This is a genomic window from Micromonospora sp. WMMD980 (assembly GCF_029626035.1).
GTDB lineage: Bacteria > Actinomycetota > Actinomycetes > Mycobacteriales > Micromonosporaceae > Micromonospora.
On the sequence record NZ_JARUBE010000003.1, the window covers coordinates 2,410,214 to 2,426,108 of the forward strand.

A 15,895-nucleotide genomic window follows, 5' to 3' on the forward strand; every position below is an offset into this window, starting at 1 on the left:
TCCATCCGTTCGGACGGTAACCCGAAAGCGCGGGTGTCGTCCGTCACGATCGTCCTTTTCGAGATGCGCCCCCGCGCCCGATGCACTTTCCTGGAGCGCGGACGCGCGCCCGCGTGGGTCCGCCCCGGCCGTTCGGCCACCCTCACCGCTGCTCCCGCCGCCACCGATGCCGGCGTGTCCCCCCATGCATGGACGGAGATCGACGTGACCTCTCTGCGGGTCGGCGCGCAGACCGCCACCGCGACGGACCGGCTCCACCGGCCCACCCTCACCTCCCGCCCGACCCCGCCGGGGCCGGCCGGCGCGGCGTCCCGCAGCCGGCGCATCCTGATGCTGTCGTGGGAGTACCCGCCGGTGCTCGTCGGTGGCCTCGGCCGCCACGTGCACGCGCTCTCCGTCGCGCTGGCCGCCGCCGGGCACGAGGTCACCGTGGTCACCCGGCACGCCGAGGGCGCGCCGCTGGAGGAGTACGCCGACGGCGTGCGGATCGTCCGCGCCGCCGAGGACCCGGTCACCTTCCCGCTCGCCACCGGCTCGCTGCTGGCCTGGACCATGGCGTTCAACCACACGCTCACCCGGGCCGCGCTGCGCGCCGCCCAGACCGGCGGCTACGACGTCATCCACGCCCACGACTGGCTGGTCGCGCACACCGCGATGACGCTGCGCGAACACCTGGACGTGCCGCTGGTGACCACCGTCCACGCCACCGAGGCCGGCCGGCACCAGGGCTGGCTGCCGGAGGAGATGAACCGCACCATCCACGGCGTCGAACACTGGCTGGCCGGCGAGTCGGGCCGGGTCATCGTCTGCTCCGGCTACATGCGCGACGAGGTGGGCGCGCTGTTCGGCGTGGACGCCTCCCGGGTCGACGTGGTCCCCAACGGCGTGGAGCCGCACCGCTGGCGGGTGCCCGCCTCGGCGGTCGCCACCGCCCGGGCCCGCTTCGCGGCCGACGGTCCGCTGGTCACGTTCGCCGGCCGACTGGTCTACGAGAAGGGCGTGCAGCACCTGCTGGCCGGGCTGCCCCGGCTGCGCGAGCGGCACCCCGGGCTGCGCGCGGTGATCGTCGGCGACGGGCCGTACCGGGCCGAGTTGGAGGCCGAGGCGCACCGGCTCGGGCTGGGCGGCACGGTCAGCATGCCCGGCTTCCTCGGCGGCACCGACCTGCCCGCCGTGATGGCCGCCTCGGACTGCTTCGCGGTGCCCAGCATCTACGAGCCGTTCGGCATGGTCGCGCTGGAGGGTGCCGCCGCGGGCGCGCCGCTGGCGGTGTCGCGTACCGGCGGGCTGGCCGAGATCGTCGAGCCGGGCGTGACCGGGATGACGTTCGCGCCGCACGACCCGGACGGGCTCGCCGAGGCGGTGCACGCGGTGCTCGCCGACACCGACCGGGCCCGCGCCATGGCCCGCCGCGCCCGCGCCCTGGTGCACGAGAAGTACGGCTGGTCGGCGATCGCTTCCCGCACGGCCGCCGCGTACGCCGCCGCCATCGCGGGCGACCCGGCGTTCACCGCGGCCCGCGCCGAGCAGCGGATGGCAAGCGGCCACACCCTGCCCACCCTCCCCACCGGCAACCTCCTCACCGCCGCCGGCCTCAGGTGAAAGGAGGGGCCCCCTGTTAACGCCTGCGGCATAGCAGGGGCCCCCGCTTAACACCCCCGCCCCCGGCGCATCGCGAAAGGCCGCCGACCCGAACTCGGGTCGGCGGCCTTTCGCGTACGTCGTTGTTAAGAAGGGGCCCCGCCTATACCGCAGGCGTTAACAGGGGGCCCCTCCTTGCACCTCAGCGCTGGGTGGCGGGGAGGTAGTCGCGCTCGGGGGCGCCGGTGTAGATCTGCCGCGGGCGGCCGATCTTGGTCTCCGGGTCGTTGATCATCTCGCGCCACTGGGCGATCCAGCCGGGCAGCCGGCCCAGCGCGAACAGCACCGTGAACATCTTGGTCGGGAAGCCCATGGCCTTGTAGATCAGGCCGGTGTAGAAGTCCACGTTCGGGTAGAGCCGGCGGGAGACGAAGAAGTCGTCGGCGAGCGCGATCTCCTCGAGCTGCATCGCGAGGTCGAGCAGCGGGTCCGGCTTGGCCATCCGGCCGAGCACGTCCTGGGCGGCCTTCTTCACGATCGCGGCACGCGGGTCGTAGTTCTTGTAGACCCGGTGGCCGAAGCCCATCAGCTTCACGCCGTCCTGCTTGTCCTTCACCTTCCGCACGAAGGTGCGGACGTCGCCGCCGTCGGCCTGGATCTTCTGGAGCATCTCCAGGACGGCCTGGTTGGCGCCGCCGTGCAGCGGGCCGAACAGCGCGTTCACGCCGGCCGAGACCGAGGCGAACAGGTTGGCGTTGCTGGAGCCGACCAGCCGCACGGTCGAGGTGGAGCAGTTCTGCTCGTGGTCGGCGTGCAGGATGAACAGCATGTCCAGCACCCGGGCGACGACCGGGTCGACCTCGTACTGCTCGGCGGGGACGCCGAAGGTCATCCGCAGGAAGTTCTCGACGTAGCCGAGCGAGTTGTCCGGGTAGAGCAGCGGCTGGCCGATCGACTTCTTGTAGGCGTACGAGGCGATGGTGGGGACCTTCGCCATCAGCCGCACCGTGGACATCTCCACGTGGTCGGAGTCGAACGGGTCCAGGCTGTCCTGGTAGAAGGTGGAGATGGCGCTGACGGCCGAGGAGAGCACGGCCATCGGGTGCGCCTCGCGCGGGAAGCCGTCGAAGAAGCGGCGCATCTCCTCGTGCAGCAGCGAGTGCCGCCGGATCCGCTCGCTGAACTCGGTGAGCTCAGTCTGGGTCGGCAGCTCACCGTAGATCAGCAGGTAGGAGACCTCCAGGAAGGAGGACTTCTCGGCCAGCTGGTCGATGGGGTAGCCGCGGTACCGCAGGATGCCCGCGTCACCGTCGATGTAGGTGATCGCGGACGAGCAGGACGCGGTGTTGACGAAACCGGGGTCGTACGTGGTCATCCCGGTTTCCTTGAGCAGCTTGCTCACGCCGATCCCGGCGGGGCCCTCGACCGCGGACTGCACCGGCATCGACAGCTGTCCACCGGGGTGGTCGAGCTTGACTTCCGTCATCTGTTCCTCGCTTCGCCGGCAAGATCTTCGTTGAATTGCCTTCGCTTCTACCGTAATCACGGTGCGGTGGACAACGCTCGCCATGGTTTGGGGGTGAGGTATGCGTCACCTCATTCCCGACTTGCTGGGTCGGAAACCGGGTGGGAGCGCGGATCAGGACAGGTGGAGCCGCCGCAGCGCCCCGCCGGCCTCGATCCGGTAGACGTCGAGGCGGTTGGCCCCGGCGGCGAAGAGCCGGTCGTCGGGGAGGAACGCGGCGAACCGCCGCCCGCCGGCGTCCGGTGGCACCACCGGCACCACCGCGCCGACCGTGCCGTTGACCGCGACCGCGAGCCGGGTGCCGTCCGGCACCGAGGCGGGCACGGTCCCCCAGACCAGCGCCGGCAGCCCGCGCCTCGGGTCGACCGCGTCGAACGCCGCCCGGTTCGCCACGGTGGCGGCGCCGCCGGCGGGCACCGCGCCGACCCGGGTGCCGACCAGCCGGTCGGCGGGGGGCAGCGGCACCGGCGCGGGCGGCCCGCCGGTGATCGTCACCGGCTGCCCGGGCCGGTCGTAGAAGCGCTTGTCGGCGCGCTGGCGCGGGGCGGCCTTCGCCGAGACGCCGTCGAGCCGCCACGGCACCCGCACGTGGGTCTCGTCGGCGATGGTGGGCAGCAGGTCGACGTGCTCCCAGTTGCGGTCGTCGACCCGGCCGGCGTGCTGGCCGGGCTCCTTGACGAACATCGGCACCCAGGCCACCTGGTCGGCGGCGTGCTCGATGGCGCCCATCCCCCGCCCCTGCCAGTCCTGCCGGAAGCTCACCCCGTGGTCGGCGGTGACCAGCACCAACGCCTTGTCGTAGAGGCCGGTGGCGCGCAGCGTGCGCAGCGTCTCGCCGATCAACCGGTCGGTGTAGCCGAGCTGGGCCAGGTGCCGGGCGCGGGCCAGGTCCACCCGGCCGGCGCCGTCGTTGGGCAGGTCCTCCGGCGCGTCGTAGTGCGCCCCGGACGGCAGGTACGCCCACGGCGAGTGCGGCATCAGCAGGTGCAGGAAGTGCAGCGTGGGCCGGGCGGCGGGGCGCAGCCCGGCGAGGAACGAGGTGAACCGGGCGAGCTGGTTGTCGTCGAGGGTGTCCCAGCGGAACTTGGGATCGTCGGGCACCGGCTCGGCGGCGTCCAGCCCGGCCTCGGCCGCGGTCTGTTCGCGGTAGGAGTCCTCCGGGTCGACCCGGCTGTCCACCGGCGCGACGAGCTGGCGCAGCAGCTTGCCGCTCTCCCGGGTCAGCACCCCGATCCCCTGCTGCGGGCTGGTCGCCTGCTCGCAACGGCTGGGTGGGCAGAGCCGGGTGATGCTCTCCTCGGCCTTGATCTGGTAGAGGCCGCCGAGCGCGGTGAACAGGTTGTCCGGGTACTGCGAGTAGTGCGGAGCCACGGCCCGTTCCGGGTAGCGGCCACTGAGCATCGCGGGCAACGCGTAGGGCGTCCAGCCGCTGACCCCGGTGGCGTTGCGGTACCAGGTCGAGCCGCCGGCCAGCGCGGCGAAGTTCGGGTAGCGGGTGGCGTCGATCCGCCCGTCCGGGCCGAGCAGGGATACCAGCGGCAACTCGTCGAGCACGATCATGACCACCGGCGGGTGCGCGCCCGCCCCGGCCACGCCGGCCGCGCCGCCGTCGCCGCGGGGCAGCACCACCGCCGAGGCCGGCGACGTGAACAGGAACAGCCCGACGAACACCACCGGGCCGACCGCCGCGACCCGCAGCACCCGCCGCAGCGCCCGCCACCGCCGGTGCGCGGCCGCCGCGGCGGCACCCGCCACGCCGGCCGCCAGCAGCAGCGGTACGCCCCGAAGCGGCGTGAGGTGCCGGCCCACCTGCACCGCGAGCGCGGCGAGCAGCAGCCCGACCAGCACGGTGTGCACCGCGAGCCGGGTGATCCGGCCGCCGAGCAGGGCGAGCGCGCCGAGCGCCGCGAACGGCAGCGTGGGCGCCAACGCGATCAGGGCGACCAGGAGCAGCACGTCGCCCCGGGAGGCCCGGTGGAACAGGAAGAAGTCGGGGCTGCGGCCGAGCACGTCCAGCAGCGGCTGGGTGACCACCAGGCCGACCAGCGCCACCACCTCGGCCAGCCGCGCCGCCTCGGCTCGCCAGGTGCCGCGCCGCCGGGGTGCGTCGGCGTGGGCCGGCTGTTCCCGGGGCGGCGCGAGGGTGCCCTCAGCCACCCACCACCACCTGGTAGAGCGTGCGGGTGCCGGACGGCAGCTCGGCGCGGTCCACCACCCGGCCGCGTCGGGCCAGCAGCGCCTCGAACGCGTCCCGCTGGTAGTCGGGGAAGAGCCCGTCGGGCTTGTTGGCGAGCAGCCGGCGGGCCATCGGATCGTCCGGGTGGACGAACTCCACCACCAGGCTGCCGCCGGGCTCGGTGAGACCGACGAGCTGGTCGAGCACCTCGGGCAACGGCACGTTCCGGCCGATGGCCAGGTGGTGCACGACGGCCAGGGCGAGCACCGCGTCGCCGCGCGCCCGGTCGGCGAACGCGGCCCGCTCGACACCCCGCCAGCCGCCGCCGGGCGACGGGTCGGCCAGGTCCATCACCAGCGGCAGGATCCGCCGCTCCCCCTCGTCGCGCAGCGCGCGGTAGAACGCGTCGACCACGGCCGGGTCCTGCTCGACGGCGACCACGTGCGCGGCGTGCCGGGCCGCGATGCGGGCGTACCGGCCGTCGTTGGCGCCCAGGTCCAGCGCCGAGCCGGGGCCGGCGGCGGCCATCGCCCGGTCGACGAAGTCCTCCTTGGCCTGCCGGTCGGGCACCGAGTAGGCGCAGGTGCGCTGGTAGTCCGACCAGTGGCTGTCGCCGGGCCGGTGGTCGAGGCGGCGCACCAGCCGGGTCAGTCCCCGCACCGTGGCCAGCGCCAGCTCGCGGGAGAACCCGGCGGCGCGCAGCTGGGCGCGGACGTCGCTGGTGCTGGCGCCGGAGTTGCGCGCCTGCATGGCGCCGTGCAGGTGCACGTGGGTGGGCACGCCGGCGCGCCAGCGGCGGGCGCCGGCGAACAGCCGCCGCATCTGGTCCGCCTCCACGCCGTCGACGCGGGCCCGCAGGAACGGCTGGAAGTCCAGCCCGAGGTGGGCCTGGATCAGGAGCGGATAGAGGAACGTCTGGCAGAACTGCCGGTAGCCGGCCCACGGTTCGCCCTCGCGCAGCGCCTCGAACGAGCCGACGTCGATGAACACCGGGTGGGCGCCGCGCCACTGCACGTTGTAGGCGGAGCCGTCCTTGGTGGTGAAGCCGGCCTCCAGCGCGGCGCGCAGCACGTCCAGGTGCAGCAGCGCGGCGTCGCGCAGCATCGCGTACGACCACTCGTAGGGGTGCGAGACGAACGGGATGCGATCGTGTCGCAGCACCGCGGCCCAGGGGGCGTCGACCGGGGTGGGGGTCAGCTCCTCGGTGCCGACCAGGTGCCCGGCGGCGGTGAGGTCACGGAAGAGGTCGCTGGCGGCCAGCGCCCGCCAGTCGCGGGCGGACCGCTCGTCGAGCCCGCGCAGCACCTCCTGACCGCGGTGGAAGACCCGGTTGCCGGGGTCCCGGAAGGAACCGGGTTCGACGCGGACGCCGGTGTCGGGGATCGTCACGCCGTCAGCCCTGGTCGGTGGGCTGGCGACGGAACCGGCTCACCAGTCGGCGCCAGTAGAGCTTGGCGGCCACGGCCACTCCGGCCACCCCGCCGACCACCGCCTGCACGATGAGACTGCCGGATCCCGCATCCAGGTAGGCCAGGTGCATCACGGCTGCTTCCCTTTCTTCGCCGGTCATCGGTACAGCCCGGTATGCGAGCTTTATTGCTCAAAGCCGGACTCGTCCCCTACCGTACGCTGTCGACCGGATACCGCGCGGGCACACCGGTGACTCTCGCGCGTCCGATCCGTTCAAGACGCGCGGGCCGGGGCGCGCCTAGCCTGGCGGGCATGACACCGCAGTTCGATCTCGTCGGGACGGTCGTCACCGACATGGCCCGGACCCTCGACTTCTACCGCCGCCTGGGGCTGCCTGTCCCACCCGGCGCCGAGACGGAACCCCACGTGGAGGTCGCCCTGCCCAACGGGGTGCGGCTGGCCTTCGACACCGTCGACACGGTCCGTGGCTTCCATCCGCGCTTCACCCCGCCCGCCGGCAGCCCGCGGATGAACCTGGCCTTCCGCTGCGCCGACCCGGCCGAGGTGGACCGCTGGTACGCGGAGCTGACCGCCGCCGGGCACCACGGGGAGTTGCCCCCGTGGGACGCCTTCTGGGGCCAGCGCTACGCGGTCCTGCACGACCCGGCCGGCAACGGCGTGGACCTGTTCGCGCCGCTGCCGGCCGGCTGACCGCCACCCGGCCGTCCGGCCGGCTACGCCACCACCGCCGGGCACGGGTCAGGCGGCCGGCGCGGGGCGGGCCGGGCTGCGCCGCTCGCGGTCAACCGGTGGACGGGGTGAGCAGCCGGGTCGGCGGCACCCCGGCCAGCTCACGCACGTCGCGGGTGAGGTGGGCCTGGTCGGCGTACCCGGTGCGCGCCGCGACCTCGGCGAGCGGCACGCCACCGCGGGCCAGATCGAGCGCGCGGCCCATGCGCAGGATGCGGGCGAGCGTCTTCGGGCCGTACCCGAAGAGGAGCCGGCTGCGCCGGTGCAGGGCCCGCGCGCCGAGGCCGACCTCGGCGGCGGTCGCGGCCACCGTCGCCCCGGCGGCCAGCCGGGCGGCCACGCGCGCGCCGAGCGGGTCGGGCCCACCGGCGGCCCGCAGCCGCGCCCGCGCGGCCTCCTCCAGGACGGCCGCGCCGGCGGCCGGCCGGTGGGTCAGCGGACCGGCCTCGATCCGCTCGGCCAGGTTCTCGGCGGCGCGGCCCCACAGGTCGGCGAGCGGCACCCGCCGGTCCCGCAACTCCTCGGCCGGCACCCCGAACACGGCCGGCCCGACGCCCGGTGGCAGGCGCAGCCCGATCCACCGCTCCCCCGGCACCGACCGACCCACCTGCGCGACGCGGTCCGGGCCGGCCACCAGCAACCCGGCCCGGCTGGACCAGAGCAGATCCAGGCACCCGTCCGGCAGCACCCGCACCACCCCGTCGCCGGCCGAGACGCTCTCCCACCGCACGGCCGACCGGATGCCCACCGCGGCCCGCTCCCGATACATCCCCCCACCCTGCCACCTCGCCGTCGGTCATGAGGTCGGCGGCAGCCGCGGTGGCGTGTCGCCGACCTCGTGATCGACCTGAGCGGCGTCAGGGGCGGTGGTGCATGGCCAGGCGGAGCAGCAGGAAGCGCAGCGCGGTGGCGGCCAGGTTGGCCGCCACCAGGACGGTCAGCTCGACCGCGCGCGGCGGGACGGTGAGCGCGTGCAGGACCGCCAGCGAGCCGCTGGTCAGCGCCAGGCCGAGGGCGAACGCGAGCAGCCCCTGCAGGTGGTGCCGCCCGGCATGCCGCCGGCCGGTCACCCCGAAGGTGAGCCGCCGGTTCGCCGCCGTGTTGGCCACCGCGGTCAGCAGCAGCGCCAGCAGGTTCGCCGGTTGCGCGCCGAGCGGGCCGCGGGCCGCCAGGAAGAGCAACAGGTACGCGAGCGTGCTGGCCACCCCCACCGCTCCGAAGCGGACGAGCTGGCGGGGCAGCCCGACCGGCACCTGCGCCGGCGGCACCGGCAGCGGCCCCCGCCCGAGCTGGGCGCGCAGGCGGGCCAGCGGCAGCGCGCCGGTGACCAGCGCCCGGCCCAGTCGCCCGATGCCGCGCAGGTCGGCCAGGGCGGTGGCCACCACGTCGACCCGGCTGTCCGGGTCGTCCACCCAGTCCACCGGCACCTCGTGGATCCGCAGCCCGGCCCGCTGGGCCAGCACCAGCAACTCGGTGTCGAAGAACCAGCCGGTGTCCCGCACCAGCGGCAGCAGTTCGGCCGCCACGTCGGCGCGGATCGCCTTGAACCCGCACTGCGCGTCGGAGAAGCGCACCGCGAGCGTGCCGCGCAGCAGCAGGTTGTAGCCCCGGGAGATCACCTCCCGCTTGGCGCCCCGGACCACTCGGCTGGTGCGGGCCAGCCGGGTGCCGATGGCCAGGTCGGAGTGCCCGGACAGCAGCGGCGCGACGAGCGGCGGCAGCGCCGCCAGGTCGGTCGAGAGGTCCACGTCCAGGTAGGCGAGCACCGGCGCCGGCGAGGCGGACCAGGCGGCGTGCAGCGCCCGTCCGCGTCCCTTCTCCGCGAGGTGCAGCACCGCCACCTCGGGCAGCTCGGCGGCGAGCGCCTCGGCCACCGCCAGGGTGCCGTCGGCGCTGGCGTTGTCGGCCACCGTGATCCGGAACGGGTACGGGAACTGCGCGCTCAGGTACGCGTGCAGCCGCCGGACGCCGGGACCGAGGTCGACCTCCTCGTTGTAGACGGGGACCACCACGTCCAGCACGGCGCCCTCGGCGGCGGGTCGAGCCAGCACGGCGGCCCGGGGCTCCGGCGTCAGAGTCACCGCTCAGCCCTGCTTTCCGCTGCTCAGGTCGTACATGGTCACCCCGTCGACGGTGGTCGCGGTGAAGGTCTCGGCGACCCAGGCGTTGATCTCGGCCGAGGCGCTGCTGCCGCCGTCGGCCCGGAACCCGCCTCCGCCGAGGAACCAGTGGATCCGCCCGTCCGCCACGTACCGCCGGAACTGCGCGAGCGTCGGCGACGGGTCGCTGCCGTTGAAGCCGCCGATCGGCATCACCGGCTCGCCGGTGGCGAGCTGGTAACCGGAGGCGTTGTTCGAGCCGATCGTGGCCGCGACCCAGGTGTAGTCGTCCGCGTCGGTCCTGAGCAGCGCGGTCGTCTCGGCGCTCGGTTCGCGGGCGGCGAGCAGCCCGCCCATGCCACCGCCGCGCTGCCCGCGCCCACCGCCGCCGTCCCGCCCGGTGCCGGCGCCGCCGTCCGGGCCGCCGGGGAGGCTCGGTGGCCGGCCGTCCGGGAAGCCCGGGAACGCGGCGTTCGGGCCGGTGCTCGTGCCGCCCGGAACCCGGCCGGCGCTGCCCGGGGGGCCGGGGAACCCGCCCCCGGGGAACTCCGCGCCCCCCGGCATCCGTCCACCCGGGAAGCCGCCCCGACCGAAGCCGCCCGCGACGTACGGGCCGGCGCTCGGGATCGAGCCGGTGTGCGGGGTGGCCGCGGTCTCCAGCGCGTACGCCGCCGGCCCACCCAGCCCCGCGACGACGCCCAGCGCCACCACCCCCGCCGACGCCCACCAGGCCCACCTCGGTCCCCGCGGCGGGTCGATCACGGAGGTCGGATCACCGCCGGCCGCCCGGCGCGACGCGCGCCCCTTGGTCACCGGGGCGTCGAGCAGGGCCAGGAGGCCGGCGGCGGTGAGGCCGCCGGCCAGCACGACCGCGCGCAGCCAGGGGTGCCAGTCGGGGCTGCGACCGAGCAGCCGCCACGACCACCAGGCGGTGACCGCCAGCACGCCGGCCAGGACCAGCGTGGCGACGTACCCGCGCCACCGGCCGGGCGCGGTGCGGGCCCGCCGGAGCTGGGTGACCCCGATGCCGACGAGCGCGCCGACGGCCGGAGCCAGGGCGACCGTGTAGTAGGCGTGGAAGATGCCGGACATGAAGCTGAAGATCAGGCCGGTGACCAGCAGCCAGCCGCCCCAGAGCAGCAGGCCGGCCCGGCGCCGGTCGGTACGCGCCGACCGCCCGGCGAGCCACAGGCCGGCCACCAGCAGGATCAACGCGGCCGGCAGCAGCCAGGAGATCTGTCCGCCGACCTCGGTGTCGAACATCCGCAGCAGGCCGGCCTGCCCGGAGAACGGGCCACCACCCCCGCCGACGCTGCCCACCTCGTCGCCGGTGATCCGGCCCAGGCCGTTGTAGCCGAGCGTCAGCTCCAGGATGCTGTTGCCCTGGGAGCCGCCGATGTACGGGCGGGCACTCGCCGGCACCAGTTCCACGATCGCCACCCACCAGCCGGCGGAGACCAGCACGGCCAGCCCGGCCAGCAGCAGCTGGCGGATCCGCCGCCCGAGAGGGGTCGGCGCGGCCAGCAGGTAGACCCCGGCGAAGACCGGGACCACCAGGAACGCCTGGAGCATCTTGGTGAGGAAGCCGAAGCCGACCAGCATGCCGGCCAGCGCGATCCACCGGGTGCTCGCGGTCTCCACCGCCCGCACCGTGGCGTACGCGGCGGCCAGCAGCAGGAGCACCAGCAGCGCGTCCGGGTTGTTGAACCGGAACATCAGCGTGGCCACCGGGGTCAGCGCGAGGACCGCGCCGGCGAGCAGGCCGGCCACCGGTCCGTGCCAGCGGCGCACCGTCGCGTGCAGCACGCCCACCGACGCGACGCCGAGCAGCGCCTGCGGCACCAGGACCGACCAGCTGCTCAGCCCGAACAGGCGCACCGAGAGCGCCATCAGCCAGAGCGAGGCCGGCGTCTTGTCCACGGTGATCGAGTTGGCCGCGTCCGAGGAGCCGTAGAAGAACGCCGTCCAACTCTCCGACCCGGCCTGGGCGGCCGCCGAGTAGAACGCGTTACCCCACCCGGAGGCGCCCAGGCCCCACAGGTAGAGCACCCCGGTGGCCGCCAGCAGGCCCAGCAGGCCCAGCAGGGCCGGGCGGGCACAGCGCGGGTCGTCCGCCGGCGGGCCCACCGGGGTCGGCGTCGACTCGGGTACGGGCCTCGCGGCGGACCCGGTGTCGGGCGGGCCGGCGGCGGGCGCGGGCGGGCCGGCCGGCGGAACGGCCAGCGGGCTCTCGGTTCTGTCCATGCCGGCAAGCCTCGCCAGGCCCGCTGGCGCGCCCCCGTGAGCGCCCTATGCGTCCGCTGTGGATCGCGGCAGCCACACCGTGAACGCGGTACGGCCGGGTCGGCTGGCCACCTCGACCCGGCCGTGGTGCGCCTCCACCACGGCGGCGACGATGGCCAGGCCCAGGCCGGTGCTGCCGTGCGCCCGGGAGCGGGAGCTGTCGCCCCGGGCGAACCGCTCGAACACCTCCGGTTGCAGGTCCGCCGGGACGCCCGGGCCGTCGTCGGTCACGCTCAGCTCCACCCCGTCCGGCGCCGCCGCCAGCCGGGTGGTCACCGTCGTGCCGGGCGGGGTGTGCACCCGCGCGTTGGCGAGCAGGTTGGCCAGCACCTGGTGCAGCCGGTGCGCGTCGCCGGTGACGCCGAGCGGCTCGTCCGGCAGGTCGAGCTGCCAGCGGTGCTCCGGGCCGGCCGCGTGCGCGTCGCTGACCGCGTTCACCGCCATCGCGGTGAGGTCGACCGGCTCGGCGGTGAGCGGGCGGCCGGAGTCCAGCCGGGCCAGCAGCAGCAGGTCGTCGACGAGGCTGGTCATCCGGGTACTCTCCGACTCGACCCGGCGCAGCGCGTGCGCCACGTCCGGCGGCACCTCCTGCCGGCCGCGCCGGGCCACCTCGGCGTACCCCCGGATCGCCGCCAGCGGCGTCCGCAGCTCGTGGCTGGCGTCGGCGACGAACTGGCGTACCCGGACCTCGCTGGCCTGCCGTGCGGCGAGCGCGGCGGCGACGTGACCGAGCATCCGGTTGAGCGCCCCGCCGACCTGCCCGACCTCGGTGCGGGGGTCGGTGTCGGCGGCCGGCACGCGGACCGACAGGGCGACCTCGCCCCGGTCCAGCGGCAGTTCGGTGACCCGGGCGGCGGTGGCGGCGACCCGGTTCAGCGGGCGCAGCGTGCCCCGCACGATCAGCGCGCCGAGGCCACCGGCGACGACCAGGCCGGCCCCGATCACCCCGGCCTGCGCGACCACCATCCACATGACGGTCTCCTCGACCTGGGCCAGCGGGATGGCCAGCACCAGCACGTCGCCGTCACCTCGTGGCGAGTTGACGGCGATCGCCCGGTAGTCCCCCCGGTCACCGACGTCGATCGTGCGGGGGCGGTCGGCGGGACGCAACGCGGCCAGCGTGGCGAGATCGGCGGCGGGCACCGTCTCGGCGCTGCCGCTCTCGGTCCGGATCTGCCCGGCGGCAGCACCGGACGGCGGTACCCGGATCGCGATCGAGCCCGGCGGGAAACCTCCCGGTGGCGGCGGCGCACCCTCCGGCACCGACGGGACGGCCCCTCCGGACCGATCCGGCCGGCGCCGGTCGGGACCCGCCCACTGGGCGAAATCGCCGGGCCGGCGGTCGCCGAAGGTGAGCTGGTTGTCGACCTGTCTGATCAGGAAGTGGCGCAGGGCGACCGTGGTCAACCCGCCGATGACCACGCTGACCAGCGCCAGCAGCGCCACCACGGAGAGCACCAACCGGCGACGCAGCGACCAGCCGGCCAGCCGGCGGCGCAGCCGCCCGCCGAGGTCACGGGGCGGGCTTGAGGACATAGCCCGCCCCACGCAGCGTGTGGATCATGGGCGCCCGGCCGGCGTCGATCTTCTTGCGCAGGTAGGAGATGTACAGCTCGACCACGTTGGCCTGGCCACCGAAGTCGTAGTTCCAGACCCGGTCCAGGATCTGCGTCTTGCTGAGCACCCGGCGCGGGTTGCGCATCAGATAGCGCAGCAGCTCGAACTCGGTGGCGGTGAGCGTGATCAGGTCGTCGCCCCGGCGGACCTCGTGGCTGTCCTCGTCGAGGCTCAGGTCGCCGACGGTGAGGATCGCCTCCTCCCGGGCGGCCACCGCGAACCCGGAGCGGCGCAGCAGGGCGCGCAGCCGGGCGATCACCTCCTCCAGGCTGAACGGCTTGGTGACGTAGTCGTCGCCGCCGACGGTGAGCCCGGCGATCCGCTCCTCCACGGCGTCGCGGGCGGTCAGGAAGAGCACCGGCACCTCGGGCGACTGCTCGCGCAGGCGGCGCAGCACCTGGAAGCCGTCCAGGTCGGGCAGCATCACGTCGAGCACCACCGCGTCCGGCCGGAACTGCCGGGCCGCGCTGATCGCCGCCATCCCGTTGCCGGCGGTGGTCACCTGCCAGCCCTCGTACCGCAGGGCCATCGAGAGCAGGTCGGTGAGGGTCGGCTCGTCGTCGACCACCAGCACCCGTACCGGTTCGCCGTCCGGTCGGCGCAGCTCGACGCGGCCCTGCGCGGCCTGCCCGTTCATGACCATGCTCCCCATCGTGGGCGCGTCCGCTGTACCGGCGCTGTCCCGATCCTGTGTACCAGCTGTGGCCGATCACGGCGCGCGTACGGGCCTTTCCCCGGCGGCTACCCGGTGGTAACTTGCCGCCATGCCCATCGACCGTCGTCCCGCCGGCCGGTTGGCCGGCTCGGTGGTGCTGGTGACCGGCGCGGCCCGGGGCATCGGCGCGCACACCGCCCGACTCGCCGCGGCCCGGGGCGCCCGGCTCGCCCTGGTCGGGCTGGAACCCGACCGGCTCGCCGCGCTCGCCGCCGAACTGGGTCCGGGGCACGTCTGGTTCACCGCCGACGTCACCGACCAGGCCGCGCTCGGCGCGGCGGTCGACGGCACCCTCGCCGCGCTCGGCGGGATCGACACGGTGGTGGCCAACGCCGGGGTCGCCAACCGGGGCACCATCGCCGTCGGTGACGTGGAAGCGCTGGTGCGCACCGTCGAGGTCAACCTGATCGGCGTGATGCGCACGGCGGCGGCCACCGTGCCGGCGCTCGTCGACCGGCGTGGCTACCTGCTGATCGTCTCCTCCGCCGCGGCGTTCGCCGCGCTGCCCGGGATGGCCGCCTACTGCGCCTCGAAGGCCGGGGTCGAGCACTTCGGCACCGCGATCCGGCTGGAGTTGGCGCACCGCGGCGTCGCGGTGGGCACCGCGCATCCGTCCTGGGTGGACACCGACCTGGTCCGGGAGGCCCGGGCGGACCTGCCGGCGTTCGAGTCGGCGCTGGCGAAGCTGCCCTGGCCGATGCGGCGCACCACCACGGTCACCGAGTGTGCCGAGGCGTTCGTGCGGGCGATCGAACGTCGCAGCCGCCGGGTCTACGTGCCACGGGCGGTGGGCGCGGTGCAGGCGATCCGCTCGGTGCTGGTCAGCCCGCTGGCCGACCGGCTGGTCGGGCGGACCGCCCGGGTCACCGTGCCGCTGATCGAGGAACAGACCCGGGCGCTGGGCCGCGGCTTCGGGACGAGCACACCGGGATCCCGGCGGTGAGCGCGCCGGTGGAGGTGGTCTTCGAGCGCCGCGGCGCCGGGCCGACGCTGGTGCTGCTGCACGGCATCGGTCACCACTGGGGCGCCTGGCTGCCGGTGCTCGACCGGCTCGCCGAGAGCCACGACGTGATCGCCGTCGACCTGCCCGGCTTCGGCCGGTCCCCGGTGCCCGCCGCCGGCCTCCCCGCCGACATGCCCGCGCTGGTGACCGGCATGGTCGAGCTGTTCGCCGCGCTCGGGCTGGGCCGGCCGCACGTGGCCGGCAACAGCCTCGGCGGGGCCATCGCGCTGGAGCTGGCCGCGACCGCCGCGGTCTCGTCCGCCACCGCGCTGTCGCCGGCCGGCTTCTGCACCCCGCGCGAGCTGCGCTGGGCGCTCACCGTGCTCGCCCTGCACCGGAACGCGGCCCGGCTGCCCGAGCCGGTGCTGCGGCACCTGTTCGCCGCGCCGGCCCTGCGGGCCCTGGCCATGGGCATGCTGCTGGCCCGACCCAACCGGATGGCGCTCGACGTGGCGCTCGCCGACGCCCGTGCGCTGCGCGAGGCGCGCGCGTTCCGCGCCGTCGCCCGGGCCGGGCGGGGTTACGCGTTCGCCGGCGCGCCCACCGTCCCGGTGACCGTCGCCTGGGGCACCCGGGACCGGATCCTGCCCCACCGGCAGGCGGCGCTGGCCCGCACCCGGCTGCCCACCGCCCGGCACCTGGACCTGCCCGGCTGCGGGCACGTGCCGATGCACGACGACCCGGAGCTGGTCGCCTCGGTCATCCTCGACACCACCGGACGCCGCCCGGCCTGAGC

General features: G+C 75.1%; 13 protein-coding genes. 4 read left to right on the forward strand and 9 right to left on the reverse strand.

Features of this window, described 5'->3' with window-relative positions:
• Positions 1-204 precede the first annotated feature (204 nt).
• Complete coding sequence (locus O7618_RS11700) at positions 205-1,602, forward strand: glycosyltransferase family 4 protein (protein WP_278106079.1); 1,398 nt, start codon at positions 205-207, stop codon at positions 1,600-1,602.
• Between the two features lie 181 nt (positions 1,603-1,783).
• On the opposite strand, the gene O7618_RS11705 is transcribed toward O7618_RS11700, so the two are convergent.
• The 4 genes from O7618_RS11705 to O7618_RS11720 all read right to left on the reverse strand — a co-directional run bounded on the left by O7618_RS11705 (position 1,784) and on the right by O7618_RS11720 (position 6,852).
• A complete protein-coding gene (locus O7618_RS11705) occupies positions 1,784-3,067 on the reverse strand; it encodes a citrate synthase (RefSeq protein WP_278106080.1) in 1,284 nt (427 codons plus the stop codon).
• 153 nt (positions 3,068-3,220) lie between these two features.
• Complete coding sequence (locus tag O7618_RS11710) at positions 3,221-5,263, reverse strand: sulfatase-like hydrolase/transferase (RefSeq protein WP_278106081.1); 2,043 nt, start codon at positions 5,261-5,263, stop codon at positions 3,221-3,223.
• The gene (locus O7618_RS11715; RefSeq protein WP_278106082.1) at positions 5,256-6,671 is read right to left on the reverse strand and encodes a methyltransferase domain-containing protein; all 1,416 of its coding nucleotides are present in this window, start codon (positions 6,669-6,671) and stop codon (positions 5,256-5,258) included. The genes O7618_RS11710 and O7618_RS11715 overlap by 8 nt, the downstream gene beginning before the upstream one ends.
• A 4-nt stretch (positions 6,672-6,675) precedes the next feature.
• Positions 6,676-6,852, reverse strand: coding sequence for a hypothetical protein (locus O7618_RS11720; protein WP_278110243.1), 177 nt, complete (start codon positions 6,850-6,852; stop codon positions 6,676-6,678).
• A 152-nt stretch (positions 6,853-7,004) separates the two neighbouring features.
• Here O7618_RS11720 and O7618_RS11725 point away from each other — a divergent pair, with 152 nt between their 5' ends.
• Positions 7,005-7,403, forward strand: a complete 399-nt coding sequence (locus O7618_RS11725; RefSeq protein WP_278106083.1) for a VOC family protein — start codon at positions 7,005-7,007, stop codon at positions 7,401-7,403.
• A 91-nt stretch (positions 7,404-7,494) separates the two neighbouring features.
• Here O7618_RS11725 and O7618_RS11730 read toward each other — a convergent pair whose 3' ends face one another.
• The 5 genes from O7618_RS11730 to O7618_RS11750 form a co-directional block, all read right to left on the reverse strand.
• The gene (locus O7618_RS11730; RefSeq protein ID WP_278106084.1) at positions 7,495-8,211 is read right to left on the reverse strand and encodes a helix-turn-helix domain-containing protein; all 717 of its coding nucleotides are present in this window, start codon (positions 8,209-8,211) and stop codon (positions 7,495-7,497) included.
• Between the two features lie 88 nt (positions 8,212-8,299).
• The gene (locus tag O7618_RS11735) at positions 8,300-9,523 is read right to left on the reverse strand and encodes a dolichyl-phosphate beta-glucosyltransferase (RefSeq protein ID WP_278106085.1); all 1,224 of its coding nucleotides are present in this window, start codon (positions 9,521-9,523) and stop codon (positions 8,300-8,302) included.
• Positions 9,524-9,526: 3 nt separating this feature from the next.
• Positions 9,527-11,785, reverse strand: a complete 2,259-nt coding sequence (locus tag O7618_RS11740; RefSeq protein WP_278106086.1) for a glycosyltransferase family 39 protein — start codon at positions 11,783-11,785, stop codon at positions 9,527-9,529.
• Positions 11,786-11,830: 45 nt separating this feature from the next.
• Entirely contained in the window at positions 11,831-13,360 is a 1,530-nt protein-coding gene (locus O7618_RS11745) for a HAMP domain-containing sensor histidine kinase (protein WP_278106087.1), read from the reverse strand.
• Positions 13,338-14,093: a response regulator transcription factor gene (locus O7618_RS11750; RefSeq protein ID WP_278106088.1), complete on the reverse strand. Its 756-nt coding sequence runs from the start codon at positions 14,091-14,093 to the stop codon at positions 13,338-13,340. Before O7618_RS11750 ends, O7618_RS11745 begins: the two co-directional genes overlap by 23 nt.
• A 112-nt stretch (positions 14,094-14,205) precedes the next feature.
• Between O7618_RS11750 and O7618_RS11755 the strand changes: the two genes are divergently transcribed.
• Positions 14,206-15,099: an SDR family oxidoreductase gene (locus tag O7618_RS11755; RefSeq protein ID WP_278106089.1), complete on the forward strand. Its 894-nt coding sequence runs from the start codon at positions 14,206-14,208 to the stop codon at positions 15,097-15,099.
• Positions 15,096-15,893, forward strand: coding sequence for an alpha/beta fold hydrolase (locus tag O7618_RS11760; protein WP_278106090.1), 798 nt, complete (start codon positions 15,096-15,098; stop codon positions 15,891-15,893). Before O7618_RS11755 ends, O7618_RS11760 begins: the two co-directional genes overlap by 4 nt.
• Positions 15,894-15,895 lie beyond the last annotated feature (2 nt).

Excerpts from the sequence above, each read along its gene's own strand:
- O7618_RS11705 (WP_278106080.1), bottom strand. The coding sequence starts at position 3,067 with ATGACGGAAGTCAAGCTCGACCACCCCGGTGGACAGCTGTCGATGCCG.
- O7618_RS11720 (WP_278110243.1), bottom strand. The coding sequence starts at position 6,852 with ATGACCGGCGAAGAAAGGGAAGCAGCCGTGATGCACCTGGCCTACCTG.
- O7618_RS11725 (WP_278106083.1), top strand. The coding sequence starts at position 7,005 with ATGACACCGCAGTTCGATCTCGTCGGGACGGTCGTCACCGACATGGCC.
- O7618_RS11730 (WP_278106084.1), bottom strand. The coding sequence starts at position 8,211 with ATGTATCGGGAGCGGGCCGCGGTGGGCATCCGGTCGGCCGTGCGGTGG.
- O7618_RS11740 (WP_278106086.1), bottom strand. The coding sequence starts at position 11,785 with ATGGACAGAACCGAGAGCCCGCTGGCCGTTCCGCCGGCCGGCCCGCCC.
- O7618_RS11745 (WP_278106087.1), bottom strand. The coding sequence starts at position 13,360 with ATGTCCTCAAGCCCGCCCCGTGACCTCGGCGGGCGGCTGCGCCGCCGG.
- O7618_RS11750 (WP_278106088.1), bottom strand. The coding sequence starts at position 14,093 with ATGGGGAGCATGGTCATGAACGGGCAGGCCGCGCAGGGCCGCGTCGAG.
- O7618_RS11755 (WP_278106089.1), top strand. The coding sequence starts at position 14,206 with ATGCCCATCGACCGTCGTCCCGCCGGCCGGTTGGCCGGCTCGGTGGTG.